Annotated in this window: 22 protein-coding genes, 2 tRNA genes and 1 pseudogene; 12 read left to right on the top strand and 13 right to left on the bottom strand. The window is 63.5% G+C overall.

Features of this window, described 5'->3' with window-relative positions; translation table 11 throughout:
- Positions 1-272 precede the first annotated feature (272 nt).
- Positions 273-575 (top strand): hypothetical protein, encoded by a 303-nt coding sequence (locus G7007_RS16610; protein WP_181103380.1) that lies wholly within the window; start codon positions 273-275, stop codon positions 573-575.
- Between the two features lie 159 nt (positions 576-734).
- On the top strand, positions 735-947 hold the full coding sequence (locus G7007_RS16605; RefSeq protein WP_003250656.1) for a cold-shock protein: 213 nt from the start codon (positions 735-737) through the stop codon (positions 945-947).
- 189 nt (positions 948-1,136) lie between these two features.
- On the opposite strand, the gene G7007_RS16600 is transcribed toward G7007_RS16605, so the two are convergent.
- Positions 1,137-1,463 carry an I78 family peptidase inhibitor gene (locus tag G7007_RS16600; protein ID WP_181103378.1) on the bottom strand — a complete coding sequence of 109 codons (327 nt, stop codon included), beginning with the start codon at positions 1,461-1,463 and terminating at the stop codon, positions 1,137-1,139.
- A 298-nt stretch (positions 1,464-1,761) separates the two neighbouring features.
- Between G7007_RS16600 and G7007_RS16595 the strand changes: the two genes are divergently transcribed.
- Together G7007_RS16595 and G7007_RS16590 are read left to right on the top strand one after the other, a co-directional pair.
- A complete protein-coding gene (locus tag G7007_RS16595) occupies positions 1,762-1,971 on the top strand; it encodes a hypothetical protein (RefSeq protein WP_181103377.1) in 210 nt (69 codons plus the stop codon).
- 253 nt (positions 1,972-2,224) lie between these two features.
- On the top strand, positions 2,225-3,316 hold the full coding sequence (locus G7007_RS16590) for an asparaginase (RefSeq protein ID WP_375139503.1): 1,092 nt from the start codon (positions 2,225-2,227) through the stop codon (positions 3,314-3,316).
- A gap of 51 nt (positions 3,317-3,367) precedes the next feature.
- Here the strand turns inward: G7007_RS16590 and G7007_RS16585 are convergent, their stop codons facing one another.
- Positions 3,368-5,506 carry a TonB-dependent siderophore receptor gene (locus G7007_RS16585; RefSeq protein ID WP_181103374.1) on the bottom strand — a complete coding sequence of 713 codons (2,139 nt, stop codon included), beginning with the start codon at positions 5,504-5,506 and terminating at the stop codon, positions 3,368-3,370.
- A 290-nt stretch (positions 5,507-5,796) separates the two neighbouring features.
- On the opposite strand from G7007_RS16585, the gene G7007_RS16580 reads away from it, so the two are divergent.
- Positions 5,797-6,039: a DUF1654 domain-containing protein gene (locus G7007_RS16580; RefSeq protein ID WP_181103373.1), complete on the top strand. Its 243-nt coding sequence runs from the start codon at positions 5,797-5,799 to the stop codon at positions 6,037-6,039.
- A gap of 6 nt (positions 6,040-6,045) precedes the next feature.
- Positions 6,046-6,744, top strand: coding sequence for an endonuclease (locus G7007_RS16575; protein WP_181103372.1), 699 nt, complete (start codon positions 6,046-6,048; stop codon positions 6,742-6,744).
- A 3-nt stretch (positions 6,745-6,747) separates the two neighbouring features.
- Here the strand turns inward: G7007_RS16575 and G7007_RS16570 are convergent, their stop codons facing one another.
- From G7007_RS16570 to G7007_RS16555, 4 genes are all read right to left on the bottom strand, one after another.
- On the bottom strand, positions 6,748-7,173 hold the full coding sequence (locus G7007_RS16570; protein ID WP_181103371.1) for a GTP pyrophosphokinase: 426 nt from the start codon (positions 7,171-7,173) through the stop codon (positions 6,748-6,750).
- Between the two features lie 76 nt (positions 7,174-7,249).
- Positions 7,250-7,819: an SPOR domain-containing protein gene (locus tag G7007_RS16565; protein ID WP_181103370.1), complete on the bottom strand. Its 570-nt coding sequence runs from the start codon at positions 7,817-7,819 to the stop codon at positions 7,250-7,252.
- A gap of 197 nt (positions 7,820-8,016) precedes the next feature.
- A tRNA-Val gene (locus tag G7007_RS16560) sits at positions 8,017-8,093 on the bottom strand.
- Between the two features lie 167 nt (positions 8,094-8,260).
- Positions 8,261-8,337, bottom strand: a tRNA-Val gene (locus tag G7007_RS16555).
- 211 nt (positions 8,338-8,548) lie between these two features.
- On the opposite strand from G7007_RS16555, the gene G7007_RS16550 reads away from it, so the two are divergent.
- Entirely contained in the window at positions 8,549-9,832 is a 1,284-nt protein-coding gene (locus G7007_RS16550; RefSeq protein ID WP_181103369.1) for an NAD(P)/FAD-dependent oxidoreductase, read from the top strand.
- Between the two features lie 19 nt (positions 9,833-9,851).
- On the opposite strand, the gene G7007_RS16545 is transcribed toward G7007_RS16550, so the two are convergent.
- From G7007_RS16545 to G7007_RS16535, 3 genes are all read right to left on the bottom strand, one after another.
- Positions 9,852-10,535 (bottom strand): peptidase C39 family protein, encoded by a 684-nt coding sequence (locus G7007_RS16545; RefSeq protein WP_181103368.1) that lies wholly within the window; start codon positions 10,533-10,535, stop codon positions 9,852-9,854.
- A 156-nt stretch (positions 10,536-10,691) separates the two neighbouring features.
- Positions 10,692-11,444 (bottom strand): TerC family protein, encoded by a 753-nt coding sequence (locus G7007_RS16540; protein WP_181103366.1) that lies wholly within the window; start codon positions 11,442-11,444, stop codon positions 10,692-10,694.
- A gap of 27 nt (positions 11,445-11,471) precedes the next feature.
- The gene (locus tag G7007_RS16535) at positions 11,472-11,711 is read right to left on the bottom strand and encodes a hypothetical protein (RefSeq protein ID WP_181103364.1); all 240 of its coding nucleotides are present in this window, start codon (positions 11,709-11,711) and stop codon (positions 11,472-11,474) included.
- 131 nt (positions 11,712-11,842) lie between these two features.
- Between G7007_RS16535 and nhaR the strand changes: the two genes are divergently transcribed.
- Complete coding sequence (gene nhaR, locus G7007_RS16530; protein WP_181103362.1) at positions 11,843-12,739, top strand: transcriptional activator NhaR; 897 nt, start codon at positions 11,843-11,845, stop codon at positions 12,737-12,739.
- Between the two features lie 83 nt (positions 12,740-12,822).
- On the top strand, positions 12,823-13,476 hold the full coding sequence (locus G7007_RS16525; protein WP_181103360.1) for a YceH family protein: 654 nt from the start codon (positions 12,823-12,825) through the stop codon (positions 13,474-13,476).
- 12 nt (positions 13,477-13,488) lie between these two features.
- Here G7007_RS16525 and G7007_RS16520 read toward each other — a convergent pair whose 3' ends face one another.
- From G7007_RS16520 to ahpC, 3 genes are all read right to left on the bottom strand, one after another.
- The gene (locus tag G7007_RS16520; RefSeq protein ID WP_181103358.1) at positions 13,489-13,680 is read right to left on the bottom strand and encodes a hypothetical protein; all 192 of its coding nucleotides are present in this window, start codon (positions 13,678-13,680) and stop codon (positions 13,489-13,491) included.
- Positions 13,681-13,805: 125 nt separating this feature from the next.
- Positions 13,806-15,368: an alkyl hydroperoxide reductase subunit F gene (ahpF, locus tag G7007_RS16515; RefSeq protein ID WP_181103356.1), complete on the bottom strand. Its 1,563-nt coding sequence runs from the start codon at positions 15,366-15,368 to the stop codon at positions 13,806-13,808.
- A gap of 125 nt (positions 15,369-15,493) precedes the next feature.
- Entirely contained in the window at positions 15,494-16,057 is a 564-nt protein-coding gene (gene ahpC / locus G7007_RS16510) for an alkyl hydroperoxide reductase subunit C (RefSeq protein WP_181103354.1), read from the bottom strand.
- 319 nt (positions 16,058-16,376) lie between these two features.
- On the opposite strand from ahpC, the pseudogene G7007_RS22560 reads away from it, so the two are divergent.
- The 3 genes and pseudogenes from G7007_RS22560 to G7007_RS16500 all read left to right on the top strand — a co-directional run.
- Positions 16,377-17,414: pseudogene (locus G7007_RS22560) on the top strand (HAMP domain-containing protein); the annotation flags it as partial.
- Between the two features lie 69 nt (positions 17,415-17,483).
- The gene (locus G7007_RS22555; RefSeq protein WP_369811790.1) at positions 17,484-18,269 is read left to right on the top strand and encodes a methyl-accepting chemotaxis protein; all 786 of its coding nucleotides are present in this window, start codon (positions 17,484-17,486) and stop codon (positions 18,267-18,269) included.
- A gap of 246 nt (positions 18,270-18,515) precedes the next feature.
- Entirely contained in the window at positions 18,516-19,301 is a 786-nt protein-coding gene (locus G7007_RS16500; protein ID WP_181103351.1) for a sulfite exporter TauE/SafE family protein, read from the top strand.
- Here the strand turns inward: G7007_RS16500 and G7007_RS16495 are convergent.
- A partial coding sequence (locus G7007_RS16495) for a histidine phosphatase family protein (protein WP_308852304.1) occupies positions 19,283-19,862 on the bottom strand: 580 nt, incomplete at its 5' end. The genes G7007_RS16500 and G7007_RS16495 overlap by 19 nt on opposite strands.

Raw genomic sequence — 19,862 nt, 5'->3', positions numbered from 1 at the left:
GTACAAGATCCGCCCTGCCTTTCCCGCGGGAAAGCCTGCCTCACAGTGGCAGAAGCCGTTGAGCTTGCCAGGGTCGAACCAGAGTGACTGGAAGAATGACGACGAGGCCAGGCTGGCCCGTCGTGAGCCGGTCATGCTAGCACGCCCTGCCGAGCCACCCTATGAATATTTGGGAATCCCAACCTGCCGGTGAACTTGTGGCCTTGATTGCCCGTCACAATTGCCGGAACCACCCTACTCTTGATGAGACCTTACCGAAGGAGTTAACGGTTATGCGATTTCAGTCTCTTCTGGCCCTGACCGCGGCAGGTGCCCTGATGCTGCCCCTGGCAGCCCACGCCGAAGCGTGGCCAGCCGGCAAGAAAGACGCCTACATGGCTCAATGCACCCAGGTGGCGAGCAGCAAAGGCCTGGATGCCGCCGCTGCCAAGCAGCACTGCGAATGCGGCGCTGGGGCGATCGAGAAGAACTTCAGCACCAAGGAGATCGAGCAGCTCGACAGCAAGCAGGGCGTCGATGCCAAGCTGATGGAAAAAGCCCAGGCTGTCGTGGCCAAGGCCTGCGCTGCGCGCTGAAGCTTCGTACAGGATTCATCGTTCTTTTGCGCTGGATCACGATTGTGCAAAGGTAATTGACGCGACACGCGCAAAATTAGACTATGATGTGACGCGTGCAGTCTGTAGCCTCGGCCACATCGCACTACTGAAAAATTTCAAGATTCCGGAGATTCACCCATGTCCAATCGCCAACAAGGCACCGTCAAATGGTTCAATGATGAAAAAGGCTACGGCTTCATCACCCCAGCAGGCGGCGGCGACGACCTGTTCGTTCACTTCAAGGCCATCGAATCCGACGGCTTCAAGAGCCTGAAAGAAGGCCAGACCGTTTCGTTCGTTGCTGAACGTGGTCAGAAGGGCATGCAGGCTGCACAGGTTCGTCCGGAGTAATTCGGGCTTACCGCTGTAAAAGAACCCGCCTTCTGGCGGGTTTTTTTATACCCGGAACGGGCAGTACGAGCATGTGCCGCAGGAGCCGCTCCCTGCCCCGCAGTCACGCTGCCGTGCCGCAGGTCGTCCCTGCCAGGGCGCCGAACCGACCGCAACGGGCAGCGCACGGACGCCCCCCGCTGGACGCACTCAGCCACAGTTGATGCGGTTCACCACACCTTGCCCATCCACGTTCAGGTTCAGGCGCTCGGAACGGTATTCCAGCGTCACCATGTCATCAGGCTTGAGGATACGCGCATACTGGGCGCCGCTGGCCTTGCGCGCCTGCTCCAGCAAGTCGGCGCTGGCCGGCTTGCCCATGGCGAAGTCGGCACCGCTGGCCGAGCAGCGCCCGCCCTCATCGGCCGCTGCAGCCGCAGACGTAGCGTCACGATCGTCCGAGCCCCCTCCGATACTGCACCCGGCCAGGGCTGCAGCGACCAGCAAGGCCGCCAGGGAAGCGCGAGTATGAAACATGAATCCTCCTAATCGATCACGTGGGCTGCCTAATGCGACAATGCCATCAAGCGTTTGTTGCAAAACCTGTCGAGTGTGCCTTAAATCCGCACAGGCTGGCCCATTGCAATCGTGACCGGATCTTACGCCCTTCGAAACGGCACGCCCGCCAGGCCAACCCAGACCTTCATGCTCATGCCGTAGAGTCCGCCATGCACACCCAAGACACCCTCACATGCCCAAGGCCTTGGCCTGCTCCGCTGAGCGAGGAGACGAATGCCTGCCGCTCACCCACGTCCACCCTGCCACGAGAACACTCATGAGCCGTCATAGCATCGATGCCGACATCAAGGTCAAGTGGCCGGAGGGCCAGAGCGCCTATAGCCCAGGCACCCCTGAAGAGCTGTTGTTGATCGCGATCGACCTGCTGGTGCGCGATTTGGGCGGTCAGGCGGCACGCGCCTTCACTGAACAGGTACTCGAGCGGCACGCACCGCGCGCCATCACCGCGCAAGATCCTGCGCCGTGACCGGGCGTGCGTGGGCATCGCACCCCGCACGCGACCACGCCTGAACGAACCTGCACGAAAAACCGAACGAGGCCGCGACAGCTCGTTCGGAGCACCGAACGCCCGCCCCTGCATGCCTGCCTTGCGCACCGGCTCCACGCCTCGCGAATGTCCATCAGCTGCGCCATCAGGCAGTGTGACCAGGTTGGTACGAAAACTGCCTGAATTTGCTGGGCAATACAGCCCATCTCATTTAGGAAGAGCGAGAACAATAATGATCCACGTCGCCATGAAGACCTTCATCCCCAGTGCCCTTGCACTGCTGCTGGCCTTGCCAGCCCATGTCAGCGCCGAAGAGGCCAAGCAACAGCAGGCTCTGGCCAATGTCGTGATCCTGGCCACCGGCGGCACCATCGCCGGGGCCGGCGCCAGTACCGCCAACAGCGCCACCTACCAGGCGGCCAAGGTGGGCGTCGACAAGCTGATCGCAGGCGTGCCGGAACTGGGCAACCTGGCCAAGGTGCGTGGCGAACAGGTGATGCAGATCGCCTCGGAAAGCATCAGCAACGAAAACCTGCTGCAACTGGGCAAGCGCGTCGCCGAACTGGCCGACAGCCCAGACGTCGACGGCATCGTCATCACCCATGGCACCGACACCCTGGAAGAAACCGCCTACTTCCTGAACCTGGTGGAGAAGACCGAGAAACCGATCGTGGTGGTCGGCTCCATGCGCCCAGGCACGGCCATGTCCGCCGATGGCATGCTCAACCTGTACAACGCCGTGGCCGTCGCCAGCGACAAGCAGTCGCGTGGCAAGGGCGTCCTGGTGACCATGAACGATGAAATCCAGTCGGGCCGCGATGTCAGCAAGTCGGTCAACATCAAGACCGAAGCGTTCAAGAGCGCCTGGGGCCCGATGGGCATGGTCGTGGAAGGCAAGTCGTACTGGTTCCGCCTGCCGGCCAAGCGCCACACCGTCGACTCGGAATTCGATATCAAGCAGATCAGCAGCCTGCCGCAGGTGGACATCGCCTACGGCTACGGCAACGTGACCGACACCGCGTACAAGGCCCTGGCCCAGAACGGCGCCAAGGCACTGATCCACGCCGGCACCGGCAACGGCTCGGTGTCCTCCCGCGTGGTACCGGCCCTGCAGGAGCTGCGCAAGAACGGCGTGCAGATCATCCGCTCCTCGCACGTCAACCAGGGCGGCTTCGTCCTGCGTAACGCCGAGCAGCCCGACGACAAGAACGACTGGGTCGTCGCCCATGACCTGAACCCGCAGAAGGCCCGCATCCTGGCCATGGTCGCCATGACCAAGACCCAGGACAGCAAAGAGCTGCAGCGGATCTTCTGGGAATACTAAACGCTCCGCCTGACGAGAGGGCCGGACGGCCCTCTCGCTCACACCGTTCGATCAGAACGTGTAGGAAACACCCGCCTGCACGGTGCGTGGTGCGCCTGGGTACACATAGGTGTTGAAGGCCCCCTCGTCATACCGCGTATTGAAGACGTTCTTCACGTCCAGGTTCAGCCGCACGTGCTCGTTGACCGTGTAGAAGCTCAACAGGTCCACCACGCTGTAGTGGTCCATGGTGTAGGTCGAGGCTGCCGTCTGCCCGGCACGGTCGTCCACATGCTTGAAGCCCACCCCCAACCCCAGCCCTTTCGCCACACCGTCCTGGAACTCATACGTGTTCAGCAGGCTGAAGCTGTTGCGCGGAATGTTCGCCAGGCGTATACCGCGCGCCAGGGTGTTGTCGCGCGTCACCTCGGCATCGACGTAGGCATAGCCGCCGATCACTCGCCATTCGGGCGTGAGGTTGCCGGCGATGTTCAGGTCGAAGCCGCGACTGCGGACCTCGCCTGCGGCCACGCTGTAGGTACCGGTCGGGTCGTTCGGATCGCGGGTCAACACGTTTTCCTTGACCGTGTGGTACACGGCGGCATCGACGCTCAACCGACGGTCGAGGCTCTCCCACTTCACCCCGACCTCATAGGACTTGCCCTTTTCCGGGTCGAACCCGCCGCCTTGCAGGCTGGTGCCACTGTTGGGCTTGAACGAGCGTGACGCCGTGGCGTAGAGCGCCAGGGTCTCGGTCAGGTCGTACATCAACCCCACGCGCGGTGTCACGCCGTTCTGGCCATTGGAGAAGTCGCGAGCATCGCTGAGCTTGTCCTCGTAGTCGTGCTCGAAGCGTTCGAAGCGCACACCGGCCAGTGCCTTGAGCCGCTCGGTCAGGGTGACTTGATCCTGGACGAAAGCGGCCCAGGTCTTGAGGTTCTCCCGATCGTGGGTCGTCGTGCGCGTCAGCGCAGGTCGCGGCTGCCCCAGCACAGGACTGAACAGATCGACCGGATAGGCGCTCGCGCCGCCCGCCGAGCGCAGGATGATCGAGCTGTAGTCGTAGTCCTCGTACTCGAGCCCGGTCAGCAAGGTGTGCGACAGGCCGGCGGTGTCGAAATGCCCGGTCAGGTTGAGCTGGTAGTCGCGACTGGTCCATTCCAGTTCGCGGTAGTTGAAGTTGCGCCCCAGGGTGCGTCCATCGGCCTGCAGCCCGTTGGCTTCCACGGCATTGCCCTTGAGCGAGCCGTCCAGCCACTGCATGCCACCGGTCAGGGTCCAGTCGTCATTGAGCAGGTGCTCGAAACGCAACTGGGCCATGTCGTTGTCGTTGTGCAGCAGGTTGTCGCCGCCCTTCTCCCAGACGTTGGTGTCACGCGAGGCCGTGCCGGCCTGCCTGGGCAAGCGGGTCAAGCCACGGTCCAGGGGGTGGTTGTTGCGCATGAAGTCACCCTCGAAGACGATCCGGGTGGCCTCATCGACCTGCCAGCTGAGCACGGGCGCCACACCGTAGCGCTCGCTGCCCACCTCATCACGGAAACTCTCGCCGCCCTCACCCAGCACGTTGAGCCGGTAGGCCAAGGCACCGTCCTGGGTGAGCGCGCCGGTAGCATCGAGCGTGGCACGGCGCAGGCCCTGGTCGTCGACCTGACTGCCCAGAGTGACCTTGTCGTCGAGCTGCGGCTGCTTGCTGACGATGTTGAAAGTGCCGCCCGGATCGCCCCGACCGTACAAGGTGCTCGCCGGCCCACGGATCACCTCGAGGCGCTCCACGGTGTTGGCATCCGGCGCGTTGGGGTAACCCCGGTTGATGGGGAACCCGTTGCGGTAGAACTCGCCCGTGGTGAAGCCGCGAACGGTCAAGGTGGTCAGGCCCTGGCCTCCGAAATTGTTGGCGCGCCCTACACCGCCAGCATAGTCCAACCCGTCCTGCAGGCGCGTGGCGGAGGTGTCTTGCAGCACGTCTCGGGGCACCACGCTGATGGACTGGGGCGTCTCGTGCAGTGCGGTATCGGTGCGCGTGGCACTGGCAGAGCGCTCGGCCTTGTAGCCTTGCACCGGGCTCGTGGCGGTCTGCCAATCCGCAGCATCGGCGTCGATGTTCACCGCGCCCAGTTCGATGCTGGGAGGCGGCGTGACAGGGGCTTCGGCGGCCAGGGCCAAGGCGGGTAAGGCATGCAGCAGGCACAGCGAGGCGATCGAGCGGCGCATCGATAGACGAATCCTGAAAGTGGGAAAACCGTAAGGGCCTGAAAAACGAGCGAATGCTATGTGGAAATAATTCGCATTGGCAATTGTTATTTTTACAATTTGAAAGATAAGCTTTTGCTGTTTTCGTAACAGAGCACAGGCCGACCTCGCCGTACCTCCCAAAGACACGACAGCCCGGTCGACGGGCGATGGCGATATCCCCGAGCGTGACGGTAAAGAAACTTATGCTTGGTTGCGAAATGTCCTACGGTGAAATACTGTACGCGCATACAGCCCACCAAGGATCCGCCATGGCCAGCCCTGCACCTGCCACCCCCTCGAGCTTTGCGCTACTGGGAACCCGCATCCAGAAGATCATCAACAGCCCCGCCGCCCAGCGCAGTCGCGCAGCCCTGATCTACCGGCTCGAGGGCGAGTCGCCCGAAGACTGGCTGACGTTGCTCGACGAGATCGCCGAGAACGACAACGTGACCATCGCCCATCGCGACGATGGCGGTGTGCAGCTGTTCTGGACCGTGCCGCAGGATGACTGACCGACCATGAACGTGTTGACGCTCACCCTGGCGGGCCTGTTGCTCGCGCTGCCTCTTGCCTATGCCCATGCCGATGCGCCGCGCACGTTCCAGGAGGCGAAGAAAGTCGCCTGGACACTGTATGCGCCGCAATCCACCGAGTTCTACTGCGGCTGCAAGTACAGCGGCAACAAGGTCGATCCACGCACCTGCGGGTACACACCGCGCAAGAACCCAAAGCGCGCCTCGCGCATCGAATGGGAGCACATCGTCTCGGCCTGGCAGATCGGCCATCAGCGCCAGTGCTGGCAGCACGGCGGGCGCAAGAACTGCGCACGCAACGATGAGGTGTTCCGGCGCGCCGAGGCCGATCTGCACAACCTGGTGCCCAGTATCGGCGAGGTCAACGGGGATCGCAGCAATTACAGCTTCGGCTGGCTGCCCGAGAAGCATGGCCAGTATGGCCAGTGCCTGACCCAGGTCGATTTCAAGGCACGTCGGGTGATGCCACGGCCGTCGATCCGCGGCATGATCGCGCGGACGCACTTCTACATGAGCCAGCGTTACGCCCTGCGCCTGTCGAAGCAGGACCGCCAGTTGCTCGAGGCCTGGGACAAGACCTACCCGGTACAACCGTGGGAACGCCAGCGTAACCAGCGCGTGGCCTGCCTGATGGGCCACGGCAACCCCTTCGTCGGCCCGGTGGACCTGGGCGCCTGCCGTTGACTGTCAGGCCAGCGTGTTGAGGTAGGCGCTCGCTTCGCTGTACTTGGCCATCCGCGCGACGTCATCCGGCCCAGGGCAGGGAATGCGCGACATGTCGCTGTTGTCGGCCAGGTCGGCCAGCTTGACGACGCGTGCCAGGGGGTCATCACCGACGCGCACCACGAAGTCCAGGTACGACTCGTCCTGGCGGCGGCTCAAGGCATGCACGGCCGCCAGGATCTTCAGCGAAAACCCCTGGCGCGCCAGGTCGGCCAGGGTGGTGGGCGTGTCTTCCAGCACGTCGTGCAGCACGGCGACGATGCGCTGCTCTGGCGTCGCCACGCGCAGCATGACCCGCAATGGGTGAAGAATGTAGGCGTTGCCGCCTTTGTCGTATTGCCCCTCATGGGCCTGGGCCGCCAAGGCGATCGCCCGCTCCAAGGTAGACATGTGGCCCTCCCGCGCAGCCTGTGCCATTGAGCATAGCTGTGACAGCGAGGTCGGCACCAATACTCCCCTCAGAACCTCAGCGCGTGGCGCCGTGCTGGATCACCACCGAGTCGGTACCCAGCTTGGCCATGACTTCGGTCTTGCGGGCTTCGGCTTCGGCCTTGCTCGGGAACGGCCCCATCAGCACCACCGGCTTGCCGTTGCGGTACTCGACGGACGAAGGGATGCCTTTTTCCAGCAAGCGCGCCGTCATGTCGGTCATGGCGCCCATGTTGGCGCCCTGGACGACTTCGACGTCCCAGCCTTCGGGCGCCGGCTGGTCGGCCAACGCATCGGCGCGGCGCTGCAGGTCGGCGCCGCCGCACACTTCACGGATGCGCAGGTCGTTGCCCGACTCGTCGACGATGATCTGGTAGTCGCTGCCCTGCTTGATAGCGACGTAACTGCGGTAGGCTTCGTACTGACCGGCCTGGTCTTTGCCACGGAACTGACCACAGATGGTGCCTTCCGGGGAGATCCGCACGTTGGCGAACTTGGCCGTGTCAGGGCGCGCCAGGCTTTCAGCGACCCGCTTGTGCACGCCTTCGACTTCGTTGTCACAGCCAGCCAGAGCCAGCACCGCCATTACCACTGCCAGTTTGCGCACGCCATCATCTCCCGTTCAGAAGCGGGGATTCTAACACGGTCGACCGCCTCGTCAGGGGCGTGCCTGGGACGGCGCACTGCTCAGGCCAATGATCATCGGTGACCGAAGCGGACCTTGCGACACAAGGCCGCAGCCACCTGACGGGTTTTCGCGGGCAATAAAAAAGGGCGATCTGCGCAGATCGCCCTTTTTCGATTTGGTAGGCACAATTGGACTCGAACCAACGACCCCCACCATGTCAAGGTGGTGCTCTAACCAACTGAGCTATGTGCCTGTCGTGTGGCGCGCATATTACGAGTGCGCCCTGATCTTGTAAAGCGTTTTCTTCAAAAAAATCAGAAACTTTGCGTGCAGGCCTACACCTCCGTGCATGGCGGCGCCTTCTTCGAAAAACGCGCGCAAAAAAAGGGCGACCCTTTCGGATCGCCCCTCTTTTCGATTTGGTAGGCACAATTGGACTCGAACCAACGACCCCCACCATGTCAAGGTGGTGCTCTAACCAACTGAGCTATGTGCCTGTCGATGAGGGCGCATTCTACGCACCTGCTCAGGCGTGTCAACCAGTATTTTTCCTAAGCCACTGAATCTCCACTCTTTTATCGACCTTGCACTGATCAGACCCACTGCTCACTTGCCGTCAGGAATTTTTAACGGGCCGCTGGCATGCGTTTATTATTATTGATAGAATCAGCGCATCCGTTAAAAATATAAAACACGAGGTGCTGCAGCATGGCCACTACTTCCTATCCCCAGTCCTACTATGCCGCCTCGGCCAATCCAGCGCCGGCGCGCCCGGCACTGCAGAGCGAAGTAGAGACTGACGTGTGCATCATCGGCGCGGGCTACACGGGCCTGTCCAGCGCCCTGTTCCTGTTGGAGAACGGCTTCAAGGTCACCGTACTCGAAGCCGCTCGCGTCGGTTTCGGCGCCTCGGGTCGCAATGGCGGGCAGATCGTCAACAGCTACAGCCGCGACATCGACGTCATCGAGCGCAGTGTCGGCCCTCAGCAGGCCAAGCTGCTGGGCGACATGGCGTTCGAGGGTGCGCGCATCATTCGCGATCGCGTGGCGCGCTATGGTATCCAGTGCGACCTGAAGGACGGCGGCGTGTTCGCCGCGCTCACGCCCAAGCAGATGGGCCACCTGGAATCGCAGAAACGCCTGTGGGAGCGTTACGGCCACACGCAACTGGAGCTGCTCGACCAGCGTCGGATTCGCGAGGTCGTCGCCTGCGAAAACTACATCGGTGGCATGCTGGACATGAGCGGGGGCCATCTCCACCCGCTCAACCTGGCCCTGGGCGAGGCGGCCGCGGTGGAATCGCTCGGCGGCACGATCTACGAGCAGAGCCCGGCGGTGCGTATCGACCGGGGTGCCAACCCTGTCGTGCACACCCCCCAAGGCAAGGTGCGCGCCAAGTTCATCATCGTCGCCGGCAATGCGTACCTGGGCAACCTGGTGCCTGAGCTGGCCGCCAAGTCCATGCCCTGCGGTACCCAGGTGATCACCACCGAGCCGCTGGGCGAGGACCTGGCCCGCAGCCTGCTGCCGCAGGACTACTGCGTCGAGGACTGCAACTACCTGCTCGACTACTACCGCCTGACCCAAGACAAGCGCCTGGTCTTCGGCGGTGGCGTGGTCTACGGCGCGCGTGACCCGGCGAACATCGAAGCGATCATCCGACCGAAGCTGCTCAAGGCCTTCCCGCAGCTCAAGCAGGTGAAGATCGACTACGCCTGGACCGGCAACTTCCTGTTGACCCTGTCGCGCCTGCCGCAAGTCGGTCGCCTGGGCGACAACATCTACTACTCGCAAGGGTGCAGCGGTCACGGCGTGACCTATACACACCTGGCTGGCAAGGTGCTGGCCGAAGCGCTGCGTGGCCAGGCCGAACGCTTCGATGCCTTCGCCGGGCTGCCGCACTACCCGTTCCCGGGCGGCCAGGCCCTGCGAGTGCCGTTCAGTGCGTTGGGCGCCTGGTACTACAGCCTGCGCGATCGCCTGGGCTTCTGACAGGCGCCGTACCTGCCGGTCAGCGGTCCAGGCTGCTGACCGCCTGGCGTGCGGCCCGTTCCTGACCGGCGCGCGCCAGTTCATCGGCGGCCTGCAGCCAGCGCTGCCGATCCACCTGCGCGGCAGGTTGCGTCGGTGGCTGCACCAGCACCGCCCAACGCCCCTCCTTCGCCCAAGCCTGGGCGAAATCGTCGAAGTCCATGAGTTGCCGACGGTTCATCCCTGAGCGCAGCAGCACATGGCGCTTGTAGCGGTCATAGCCGATCAACAGTGCATAGCGCGGCTCACCCCACCAGGCCGTGCCTTCGCGGTAGCTGAGCAATACCGGATTGCCCGCCGAGACCTGGACCAGCAATGCCTCCAGCCGCGGGTCGAGCGGGTAGACGACCATGCCATGGTCGCGGGCCACGGGCGGGATGCGCGCCTGCAGTCGATCCGCCGCCTCCGGCAAGCCCAACGGGGCATCGAGCATGCCTGGGGTGATCTGCACGCCCTGCTGGGTGAGCAACGCGGCCAGCGCCATGGCGCCACTGTGGTTGGCGTATCCGCGATAGAACGGCACGCTGCCGATCTCGACACGCTGCGCCAGCCCGCTGGGCAGCGTCGGCGGTTCGCTGGCGCACCCGGCCAACAGGGCCGTCGTCACGCACACGGCCAATAGACGACGAGCGAAGGCAGACAATGGTGGAGAGATCGATGGCATGGGCGCTCACTTGCAAGGGTCAGGACGGTTGAAAGGCAGGGCGCCCCGATCATAGGCTCAGGTGCGTCAGGCGTACAGGCACGCCGACCCCGTCACCCCAGAAACGCCTGAAGCCCCCGAAGGGGCTTCAGCACGTTGCAACCGGTCAGGCGACGCTCAACCCTGACCCGTTTCCTTCTTCATCCTGGCCCGGCGCGCCATGATGTTGAGCACCTCGATCGCAGTGGAGAAGGCCATCGCCGCATACACGTAGCCTTTGGGCACATGGGCGCCGAAACCTTCGGCGATCAGCGTCATGCCGATCATGATCAGGAAGCCCAGGGCCAGCATGACCACGGTCGGGTTGTCGTTGATGAACTTGGCCAGCGGGTCGGCGGCCAGCAGCATCACGATCACGGCACTGATCACGGCGATGATCATGATCGGCAGGTGCTCGGTCATGCCCACGGCGGTGATGATGCTGTCGATGGAAAACACGATGTCGAGGATCAGGATCTGCCCGATGGCCGAGGCGAACCCGATGGTCACGGTGTTGCCGACCTTGGCTTCTTCCTTGGCGCCATGGGGATCGACGCTTTCGTGGATTTCCTTGGTCGCCTTCCACAGCAGGAACAGGCCACCGGCGATCAGGATCATGTCCTTCCAGGAAAACGCATGGCCGAACACCTCGAACACCGGCTCGGTCAGCTGGACGATCCAGGCCACCGTGCTGAGCAAGGCCAGGCGCATGACCAGCGCCATGCTGATACCGATGCGCCGCGCCTTGGAGCGGTACGCTTCCGGCAGCTTGTTGGTCAGGATGGAAATGAAGATCAGGTTGTCGATGCCCAGGACGACTTCCATCGCCACCAGGGTGGCGAGCGCGACCCAGGCGGTGGGGCTCGAGGCGAGTTCCAGCAAGTATTCCATGAATCATTCCTGCGTCAGGTGGAAGGGTCAGATGTCCTGGGTATCACGGGTGTCTTCGACAGGCTGTCGCGGCGTATCGGCAGGCCCCATCGCCTCGTCCAAGGCCTGTTGCGCCACGTCGTGGGTCTGGTCGATGACCGACTTGGCCGATTCGGCGGCCTGGTCGAGCGCCTGGCGTGTCGATTGCCGGGCCTCGTCGCAACCACTCATGGCCAGCAAGGCAATGGACAACACCAGTGGCGTACCGATCGATTTGAAGTCAAGCATAGAAACCCCGTTGATTCCTGTTCAGGTCGCGCTCATGCGCGTGATGGAAGGATTCTAGAGGTGCACACGCTTCAGTAAAATTCGTATTTAAACGGGTTATACTTCGGGTTTTCCGAATCCGCCGGTCCTTTATGCTCAACTATCGCCAACTGCACTACTTCTGGGTCGTGGCCCGCACCGGCAGCGTCACGCGCGCTAGCGAGCACCTGAACCTCACGCCGCAGACCATCAGCGGCCAACTCACGCTGCTCGAGCAGACTTACGGCATCGAACTGTTCCAACGGGTCGGGCGCCAGCTCGAGCTGACCGAGCAGGGCCGTCGGACCCTGGAATACGCCGAACAGATGTTCCAGATCGGCAGCGAGCTGGAGGCCATGCTGCGGGCACGCCCGGACGAGCAGCAGATCCTGTTCCGGGTCGGGGTGGCCGACGTGGTCCCCAAGTCCATCGTCTACCGCCTGCTCGCGCCGACCATGGAGCTGGACAGCCCGCTGCGCATCAGTTGCCGTGAAGACAAGCTCGAACGCCTGCTGGCCGACCTGGCCATCCAGCGCCTGGACCTGGTGATCTCCGACAGTCCGATGCCGAGCCACCTGGACATCAAGGGCTACAGCCAGAAGCTCGGTGAGTGCGGATTGAGCTTCTTCGCCACCTCGGCGCTTGCCGCCCGGCTGACGGCGCCCTTCCCTGCCTGCCTGCAGGACGCGCCCCTGCTGGTCCCCGGGCAGGAAACCATGGTCCGCAACCGCCTGCTGCGCTGGTTCAGCGAACAACGGGTGCAGCCCCGGATCATCGGCGAGTTCGACGACAGTGCCTTGATGCAGGCTTTCGGCCAGTCCGGCAGCGGTCTGTTCATCGCGCCCAGCGTGATCGCCGAGGAAGTCTGTCGCCATGACGACGTGCAGTTGATCGGCCAGACCGAAGCGGTACGCGAGTCGTTCTATGCCATTTCGGTGGAGCGCAAAGTGAAGCACCCCGGGATCCTGGCCATCACCGAAGGCGCACGGCGCGAACTGTTCAATTGGTAGCCACAGGCCTTGCTCAGGTTTCGGCTTGTCTTCGGGCAGGGACGCCCCTAGGCTTGGGCACTTCCTCTTCATGAGATCGGGCCATGTCAGCTTCTGAAAATGCCAGCGCTGCACGCTTCAACGCCGTCGAGATCCGCGTCCTTGGGGCCTTGATCGAAAAACAGGCGAGCAGTCCCGAGACCTATCCGCTCACCCTCAACGCCCTGGTGCTGGCCTGCAACCAGAAGACCAGCCGCGAGCCGGTGATGAGCCTCACCACCGGCCAGGTCGGGCAAGCCCTGCGCGCGCTGGAAAGCCAGGGGCTGACCCGGTTGCAGATGGGCAATCGCGCCGATCGCTGGGAGCAGCGCGTCGACAAGGCGCTGGAGCTGGTGCCGGCGCAACTGGCGTTACTGGGCCTGATGTTCCTGCGCGGCCCCCAGACGCTCAGCGAACTGCTGACCCGCAGCAGCCGCCTGCACGCGTTCGAGGACCTGGCGCAAGTGCAGCATCAGGTCGAACGCCTGGTGTCACGTGAACTGGCGGTGCACCTGCCACGACAGGCAGGCCAGCGAGAAGACCGCTACACCCACGCGCTGGGCGACCCCGCCGAGATCGAGGCAATTCTGAGCGCCCGCCAGGCCGCAACCGCAGAGCGCGGCGCAGGCAGTACGGACGCGGCCACGGAACAGCGTTTCGAGGCCCTGGAGGGCCGTATCGCCGCGCTCGAGACACGTCTGGCCGAATGGGAAGGCTGATCTTGCGCGGCACTACACCGGATCCGGCTCGGGGAAATGCCGACAGCTCTTGCGCTCGGCCAGCTCACGGTCGCTGGGCCGCTGGTCGATGAACACGGCGCGTCCATCGGCATAGATTTCCAGGTAGCCCCAGTGCAGGTCGTGCTCCTGCTGACCGGGTCGTGGCGGCACGAGCCACCAGGGTTCACGGCTGATCAAACGCATGCAGGGCCCCTCCGGCCAGTGTCTAGTTTGACTATAGACACTGGCCGGAGGGGCCCTGCATGGACATGTCAGCGGATTTTACCGTCGAGGGCCGCGTCGCCTGACAAGCGACACGGCGCGACGGCTCAGGCAGGCGCCGAGGTGCGGATCAGATGGTCGAACGCCGCCAGGGAGGCCTTGGCACCCTCGCCCACGGCGATGACGATCTGCTTGTACGGCACCGTGGTCACGTCACCGGCGGCGAACACCCCCGGCACGCTGGTCTGGCCACGGGCATCGACGATGATCTCGCCACGCGGCGACAGCTCGACCGTGCCCTTGAGCCAGTCGGTGTTGGGCAGCAGGCCGATCTGCACGAAGATGCCTTCGAGCTCGAGCGCATGCACGACCTCGGTGGTGCGGTCCTTGTAGCTCAGGCCCGTGACCTTCTCGCCATTGCCCTGCACCTCGGTGGTCAGCGCGCTGGTGATCACCGTGACGTTCGGCAGGCTGTACAGCTTGCGCTGCAACACGGCGTCGGCGCGCAGCTGGCCGTCGAACTCGATCAGCGTCACCTGGGCGACGATCCCCGCCAGGTCGATGGCCGCTTCCACGCCGGAGTTGCCGCCCCCGATCACCGCCACGCGCTTGCCCTTGAACAGCGGACCATCGCAGTGCGGGCAGTAGGCCACGCCACGCCCCCGGTATTCCTGCTCGCCCGGCACGTTCATCTCGCGCCAGCGCGCACCGGTGGCCAGGATCACGGTCTTGGCCTTGAGCGAAGCACCGCTGTTCAGGCGCACCTCGTGCAGTCCGCCTTCGGCGGCAGGGATCAGCGCTTCACCGCGCTGCAGGTTCATGATGTCGACGTCGTACTGCTTGACGTGCTCTTCGAGCGCGACGGCCAGCTTCGGCCCTTCGGTCTCGTGCACCGACACGAAGTTCTCGATCGCCAGGGTATCGAGCACCTGGCCACCGAAACGCTCGGCGGCGACACCGGTACGAATACCCTTGCGTGCGGCATAGATCGCTGCCGAAGCACCGGCTGGACCACCGCCGACCACCAGCACGTCGAAGGCCTCCTTGGCGTTGATCTTCTCGGCCTGGCGGGTGCCGGCACTGGTGTCGATCTTGCCGAGGATTTCTTCCAGCCCCATGCGGCCTTGACCGAACGGCTCGCCGTTGAGGTAGAGGCTCGGGACGGCCATGATCTGGCGCGACTCGACCTCGGCCTGGAACAGCGCGCCGTCGATCGCCACGTGGCGAACGTTGGGGTTGAGTACCGCCATCAGGTTCAGCGCCTGGACCACGTCCGGGCAGTTCTGGCACGACAGCGAGAAGTAGGTCTCGAAGACGAATTCACCCTGCAGCCCGCGGATCTGCTCGACCACCTCGGCGCTGGCCTTGGACGGGTGGCCACCGACTTGCAGCAAGGCCAGGACCAAGGAAGTGAATTCATGCCCCATGGGGATACCGGCAAAACGCAGGCCGATGTCCGCCCCAGGGCGGTTGAGCGAGAACGACGGGCGACGGGCATCGTCACCGTCCACGCTCAGGGTAATGAGGCTCGACAGACCGGCGATTTCCACCAGCAGGTCGTGCAGTTCGCGGGACTTCGCGCCGTCATCGAGGGAAGCGACGATCTCGATCGGCTGGGTAACCCGCTCCAGGTAGGTCTTGAGTTGCGATTTAAGCGTGGCGTCCAACATGCGGGCGATTTCCTTCTTTCAAATGCTGTAAATGAAAACGCCCAGGCACAAGCGCCCGGGCGTTTTGCAGGGCGGTGAAGCATTACCGGTGACGGTCGTTCACCGTCCGCAGCAGGCGCATGGCCTTAGATCTTGCCGATCAGGTCGAGCGATGGGGCCAGGGTGGCCTCGCCTTCCTGCCACTTGGCCGGGCAGACTTCGCCTGGGTGAGCGGCGACGTACTGGGCCGCCTTGACCTTGCGCAGCAGTTCGCTGGCGTCACGGCCGACGCCGCCGTCGTTGATCTCGACGATCTTGATCTGGCCTTGTGGGTTGATCACGAAGGTACCGCGATCGGCCAGGCCGGCCTCTTCGATCAGCACGTCGAAGTTGCGAGCGATCTGGTGGGTCGGGTCACCGATCAGCGGGTACTGGATCTTGCCGATGGTGTCGGAGGTGTCGTGCCAGGCTTTGTGGGTGAAGTGGGTGTCGGTCGACACACCGTAGATCTCCACGCCCAGTTTCTGGAATTCAGCGTAGTTGTCGGCCAGGTCGCCCAGTTCGGTCGGGCACACGAAGGTGAAGTCGGCCGGGTAGAAGAACACCACGGACCACTTGCCCTGAAGATCGGCTTCGCTCAGTTGAACGAAATCGCCATTGTGGTAGGCGGTAGCGTTGAACGGTTTTACCTGGCTGTTGATGAGTGGCATCAGAAAGCGCTCCTTCATGGGTTTAAATGCGTTGACGGGGAGTATCCTAGCCAATCGACCGGCCGATGGCTCATTGGCAAAGCTGATGCTGCCGATTGGTTTTGGCTATGGCAGGTCTTATAAAGAGCAGCGAAAGACTATGGATATCGTAGCCATGGTCTCATCAGCGACCTGGATCGCACCACCCCTGGAGGCTGCGCAAAATAGTTGACCCAGGCATTCAATCTTGGCCGTTCTCTGCCGATACGCGGGAAACGGGTCGTTCTCGCCACGGTGTCGAGTCGCGCCCCCTTTCTCAACGGATGCAAGGTCAACGCGCATGAACCTGAAGTTCCGCCACAAGATCCTCCTGAGTGCCAGCGGCATCGTCATCCTGGCGTTCGCCCTGTTCACGCTCTACAACGATTACTTGCAGCGCCATACCATCGCCCAGAACCTCGACTCGTCCATGCGTCAGTCGGGCGCCCTGGCAGCCAGCAGCGTGCAGAACTGGATGAGCGGCCGGATCCTGATCGTGGAGAACCTGGCCGAGGACATTGCCGAACAAGCCGCTGCCGGCAATGGCAACGTGGCCAGCCTGATCGATCAGCCGTCCTACCTGCGCAACTTCCAGTTCACCTACCTGGGGCAGAACAACGGCGTGTTCACCCAGCGCCCGGACGTGCAGATGCCGGCCGACTACGACCCGCGCAAGCGTCCGTGGTACGGCGAGGCCGCAACCGCCGGCAAGACCGTGCTGACCGCGCCCTACCAGGCCTCCGTCGGCGGTCTGGTGGTGACCATCACCGTCCCGGTCAAGCCCAAGAACGGTGGTCCGTTGCTGGGCGTGGTCGGCGGCGACCTGTCGCTCGACAGCCTGGTGCAGATCATCGAGAAGGTCGACTTCGGCGGCATCGGCCATGCTTACCTGGTGGACAAGAACGGCCAGGTCATCGTCAGCCAGAACAAGGACCACCTGACCAAGTTCCTCAAGGATCTCTACCCCGACAGCGGCCTGCGGGTCGAGCCGGGCATGCAGGACGTGGTGCTCGACGGGCATGAACGGATCGTCTCGTTCGCCCCGATCGACGGCCTGCCGTCGGCGCAGTGGTACGTCGGCCTGGTGGTGGACAAGGACCAGGCCTATGCGGCGCTCGGCCAGTTCCGCGTCTCGGCGATCATCGCCATGATCGTCGCGGTCATCGCCATCGCCGGCCTGCTGGGCCTGCTGATCCCGGTGCTGATGCGCCCGCTGACCACCATGGGCCGTGCCATGCACGACATCGCCGAGGGCGAAGGTGACCTGACCCGCCGTCTGGCCGTGCAGAACAAGGACGAGTTCGGCGAGCTGGCCGGGTCGTTCAACCGCTTCGTCGAACGCATCCATGCCTCGATCACCGAAGTCTCGTCGGCCACGCGCCTGGTGCATGATCTGTCGGAAAAGGTCATGAGCGCCTCGAACGCCTCGATCATCGGTTCGGAGGAGCAGAGCCTGCGCACCAACAGCGTGGCGGCGGCGATCAATCAGTTGGGTGCCGCCACCCAGGAAATCGCGCGCAATGCCGCCGATGCCTCGCAACATGCCAGTGGCGCCAGCGAGCAAGCCCACGATGGCCGTCGCGTGGTCGAGGAAAGCATCCAGGCGATGACCGCGCTGTCGCAGAAGATCAGCGAGTCGTGCGAACAGATCGAAGTGCTCAACGCCAGCACCGATGACATCGGCAAGATCCTCGACGTGATCAAGGGCATCTCCCAGCAGACCAACCTGCTGGCGCTCAACGCCGCCATCGAAGCCGCCCGTGCCGGGGAAGCCGGTCGCGGCTTCGCGGTGGTCGCCGACGAGGTGCGCAACCTGGCCCACCGGACCCAGGAATCGGCCGAGGAGATCCACCGCATGATCACCACGCTGCAGGTGGGGTCGCGCGAAGCGGTGCACACCATGAACGCCAGCCAGGTCTCGAGCGAGCAGAGCGTGCAGGTGGCCAACCAGGCCGGTGAACGCCTGAACAGCGTGACCCGGCAGATCGGCGAGATCGACGGCATGAACCAGTCCGTGGCCACGGCCACCGAGGAACAGACTGCCGTGGTCGAAAGCCTCAACCTGGACATCACCCAGATCAACACCCTCAACCAACAGGGCGTGGAAAACCTCAACCAGACCCTGCGTCATTGCGATGCGCTGGGCCAGCAGGCCGGTCGCCTCAAGCAGCTGGTCGGGAGTTTCCGGATCTAAGCTGCGAGCTACGAGCTGCAAGCCAAGAGCGATACCGTATCGCTGGGCTTGCAGCACCTCGTGGCGAGAGCCCCTTCGCTATGCCAAAGCGACATCGATCCGCTTGTAACTTGCGGCTTGCAACTTACGACACCCCCTCCCCTATGGCCGGTTATAACCTAATAACCAACAAGTCTATTTCGCTATAAAAAATTCTATATGCTGGCTCCATCCGATCACGGGCACAGTTGGGCAGTCGAGAGCGTTATGGATGTAGGTTCGTTCGGTTTCACCCTTGCAGGGCTTGTCGTAGGCTTCATCGTGGGCATGACGGGGGTCGGCGGCGGTTCGCTGATGACGCCGATCCTGCTCTGGTTCGGCATCAACCCGGCCACGGCCGTCGGCACCGACCTGCTGTACGCGGCCATCACCAAGGCCAGCGGCGTCTGGGTCCACAGCCGCAACCAAAACATCGACTGGAAGATCACCGGGCTGCTGAGCCTGGGCAGCGTGCCGGCCGCGGCGTTGACTTTGTGGTTCCTGGGCACCCTGCACGCCGACACCTCGGCGCTCAATGCCATCATCAAGCAGGGCCTGGCCGTGGTGCTGATCATCACGGCCCTGGCGATCCTGTTCCGTTCCAGGTTGCAGGCCTTCGCCAACCGCCATGCCGGCGATCACTACCACCTCAGCGACCGTACGCTGAACGTGCTGACGGTATTCACGGGTGTGGTGCTGGGCGTGATGGTCACGCTGACTTCGATCGGCGCCGGGGCGTTGGGGACGGTGGCGCTGTTCCTGCTGTACCCGTTCCTGGTCACGCGACGCCTGGTCGGCACGGAGATCGCCCACGCCGTGCCACTGACCCTGGTGGCAGGCCTGGGCCATGCCAGCATGGGCAACATGGACTGGTCGCTGCTGGGTTACCTGCTGCTGGGCTCGCTGCCAGGCATCTACCTGGGCAGCCATCTGGCCGGCCGGGTATCCGATCGCATCCTGCGCCCCTGCCTGGCGACCATGCTGCTGCTGATCGGCTACAAGCTGGCGTTCTGAATCAGGCGCAGGCGCCATTGGCCGGTATGGACCAGATGAACGCTGGCACAGGGCAGCACGTCCATGCGGTGCAGGCTGGCCGGTGAACTGCCCAGTACGTGCATCAGGGCGGCGCGAATGACGAAGGGGTGGGTCACCGCCAGACAATTGCCGGGTATCGTGCTGCGCGTCTGCAGCCAATACGCCACTCGCTGACACAAGCCGCCGATGGACTCTCCGCCATGGACCACGCTGTCGGGGTCGCTTGTCCACCGAGCCAAGGCTTGAGGCTCGTCGTGCTGCACCTGCTTGAGCGACAGGCCCTGCCAGCGGCCCAGGTTCACGTCCCGCAGCAGCGGATCGATCTCGGGGACATCGCTCACCCATGCAGCGGTCTGCCGAGTACGTAATTCAGGTGCGCACAGCACCGGCTGGCACGTCCTGGGCAGCCTTTCCAGACCAGGGAGAAGGTCATCCTCATCGTGGCCGAAATGGCCGGTTCGCTGGGCGTTCGTCCGGGCGTGGCACAACAGGGTCAGATGCACGGTCTGCACAGGAATGCTCGACAGGGTGGGAGGGAGG

This window comes from Pseudomonas entomophila, assembly GCF_013523125.1.
Lineage (GTDB): Bacteria > Pseudomonadota > Gammaproteobacteria > Pseudomonadales > Pseudomonadaceae > Aquipseudomonas > Aquipseudomonas entomophila_B.
Note: the sequence above shows the minus strand (reverse complement) of the source record. Positions and strands in the feature narration are given on the sequence as shown.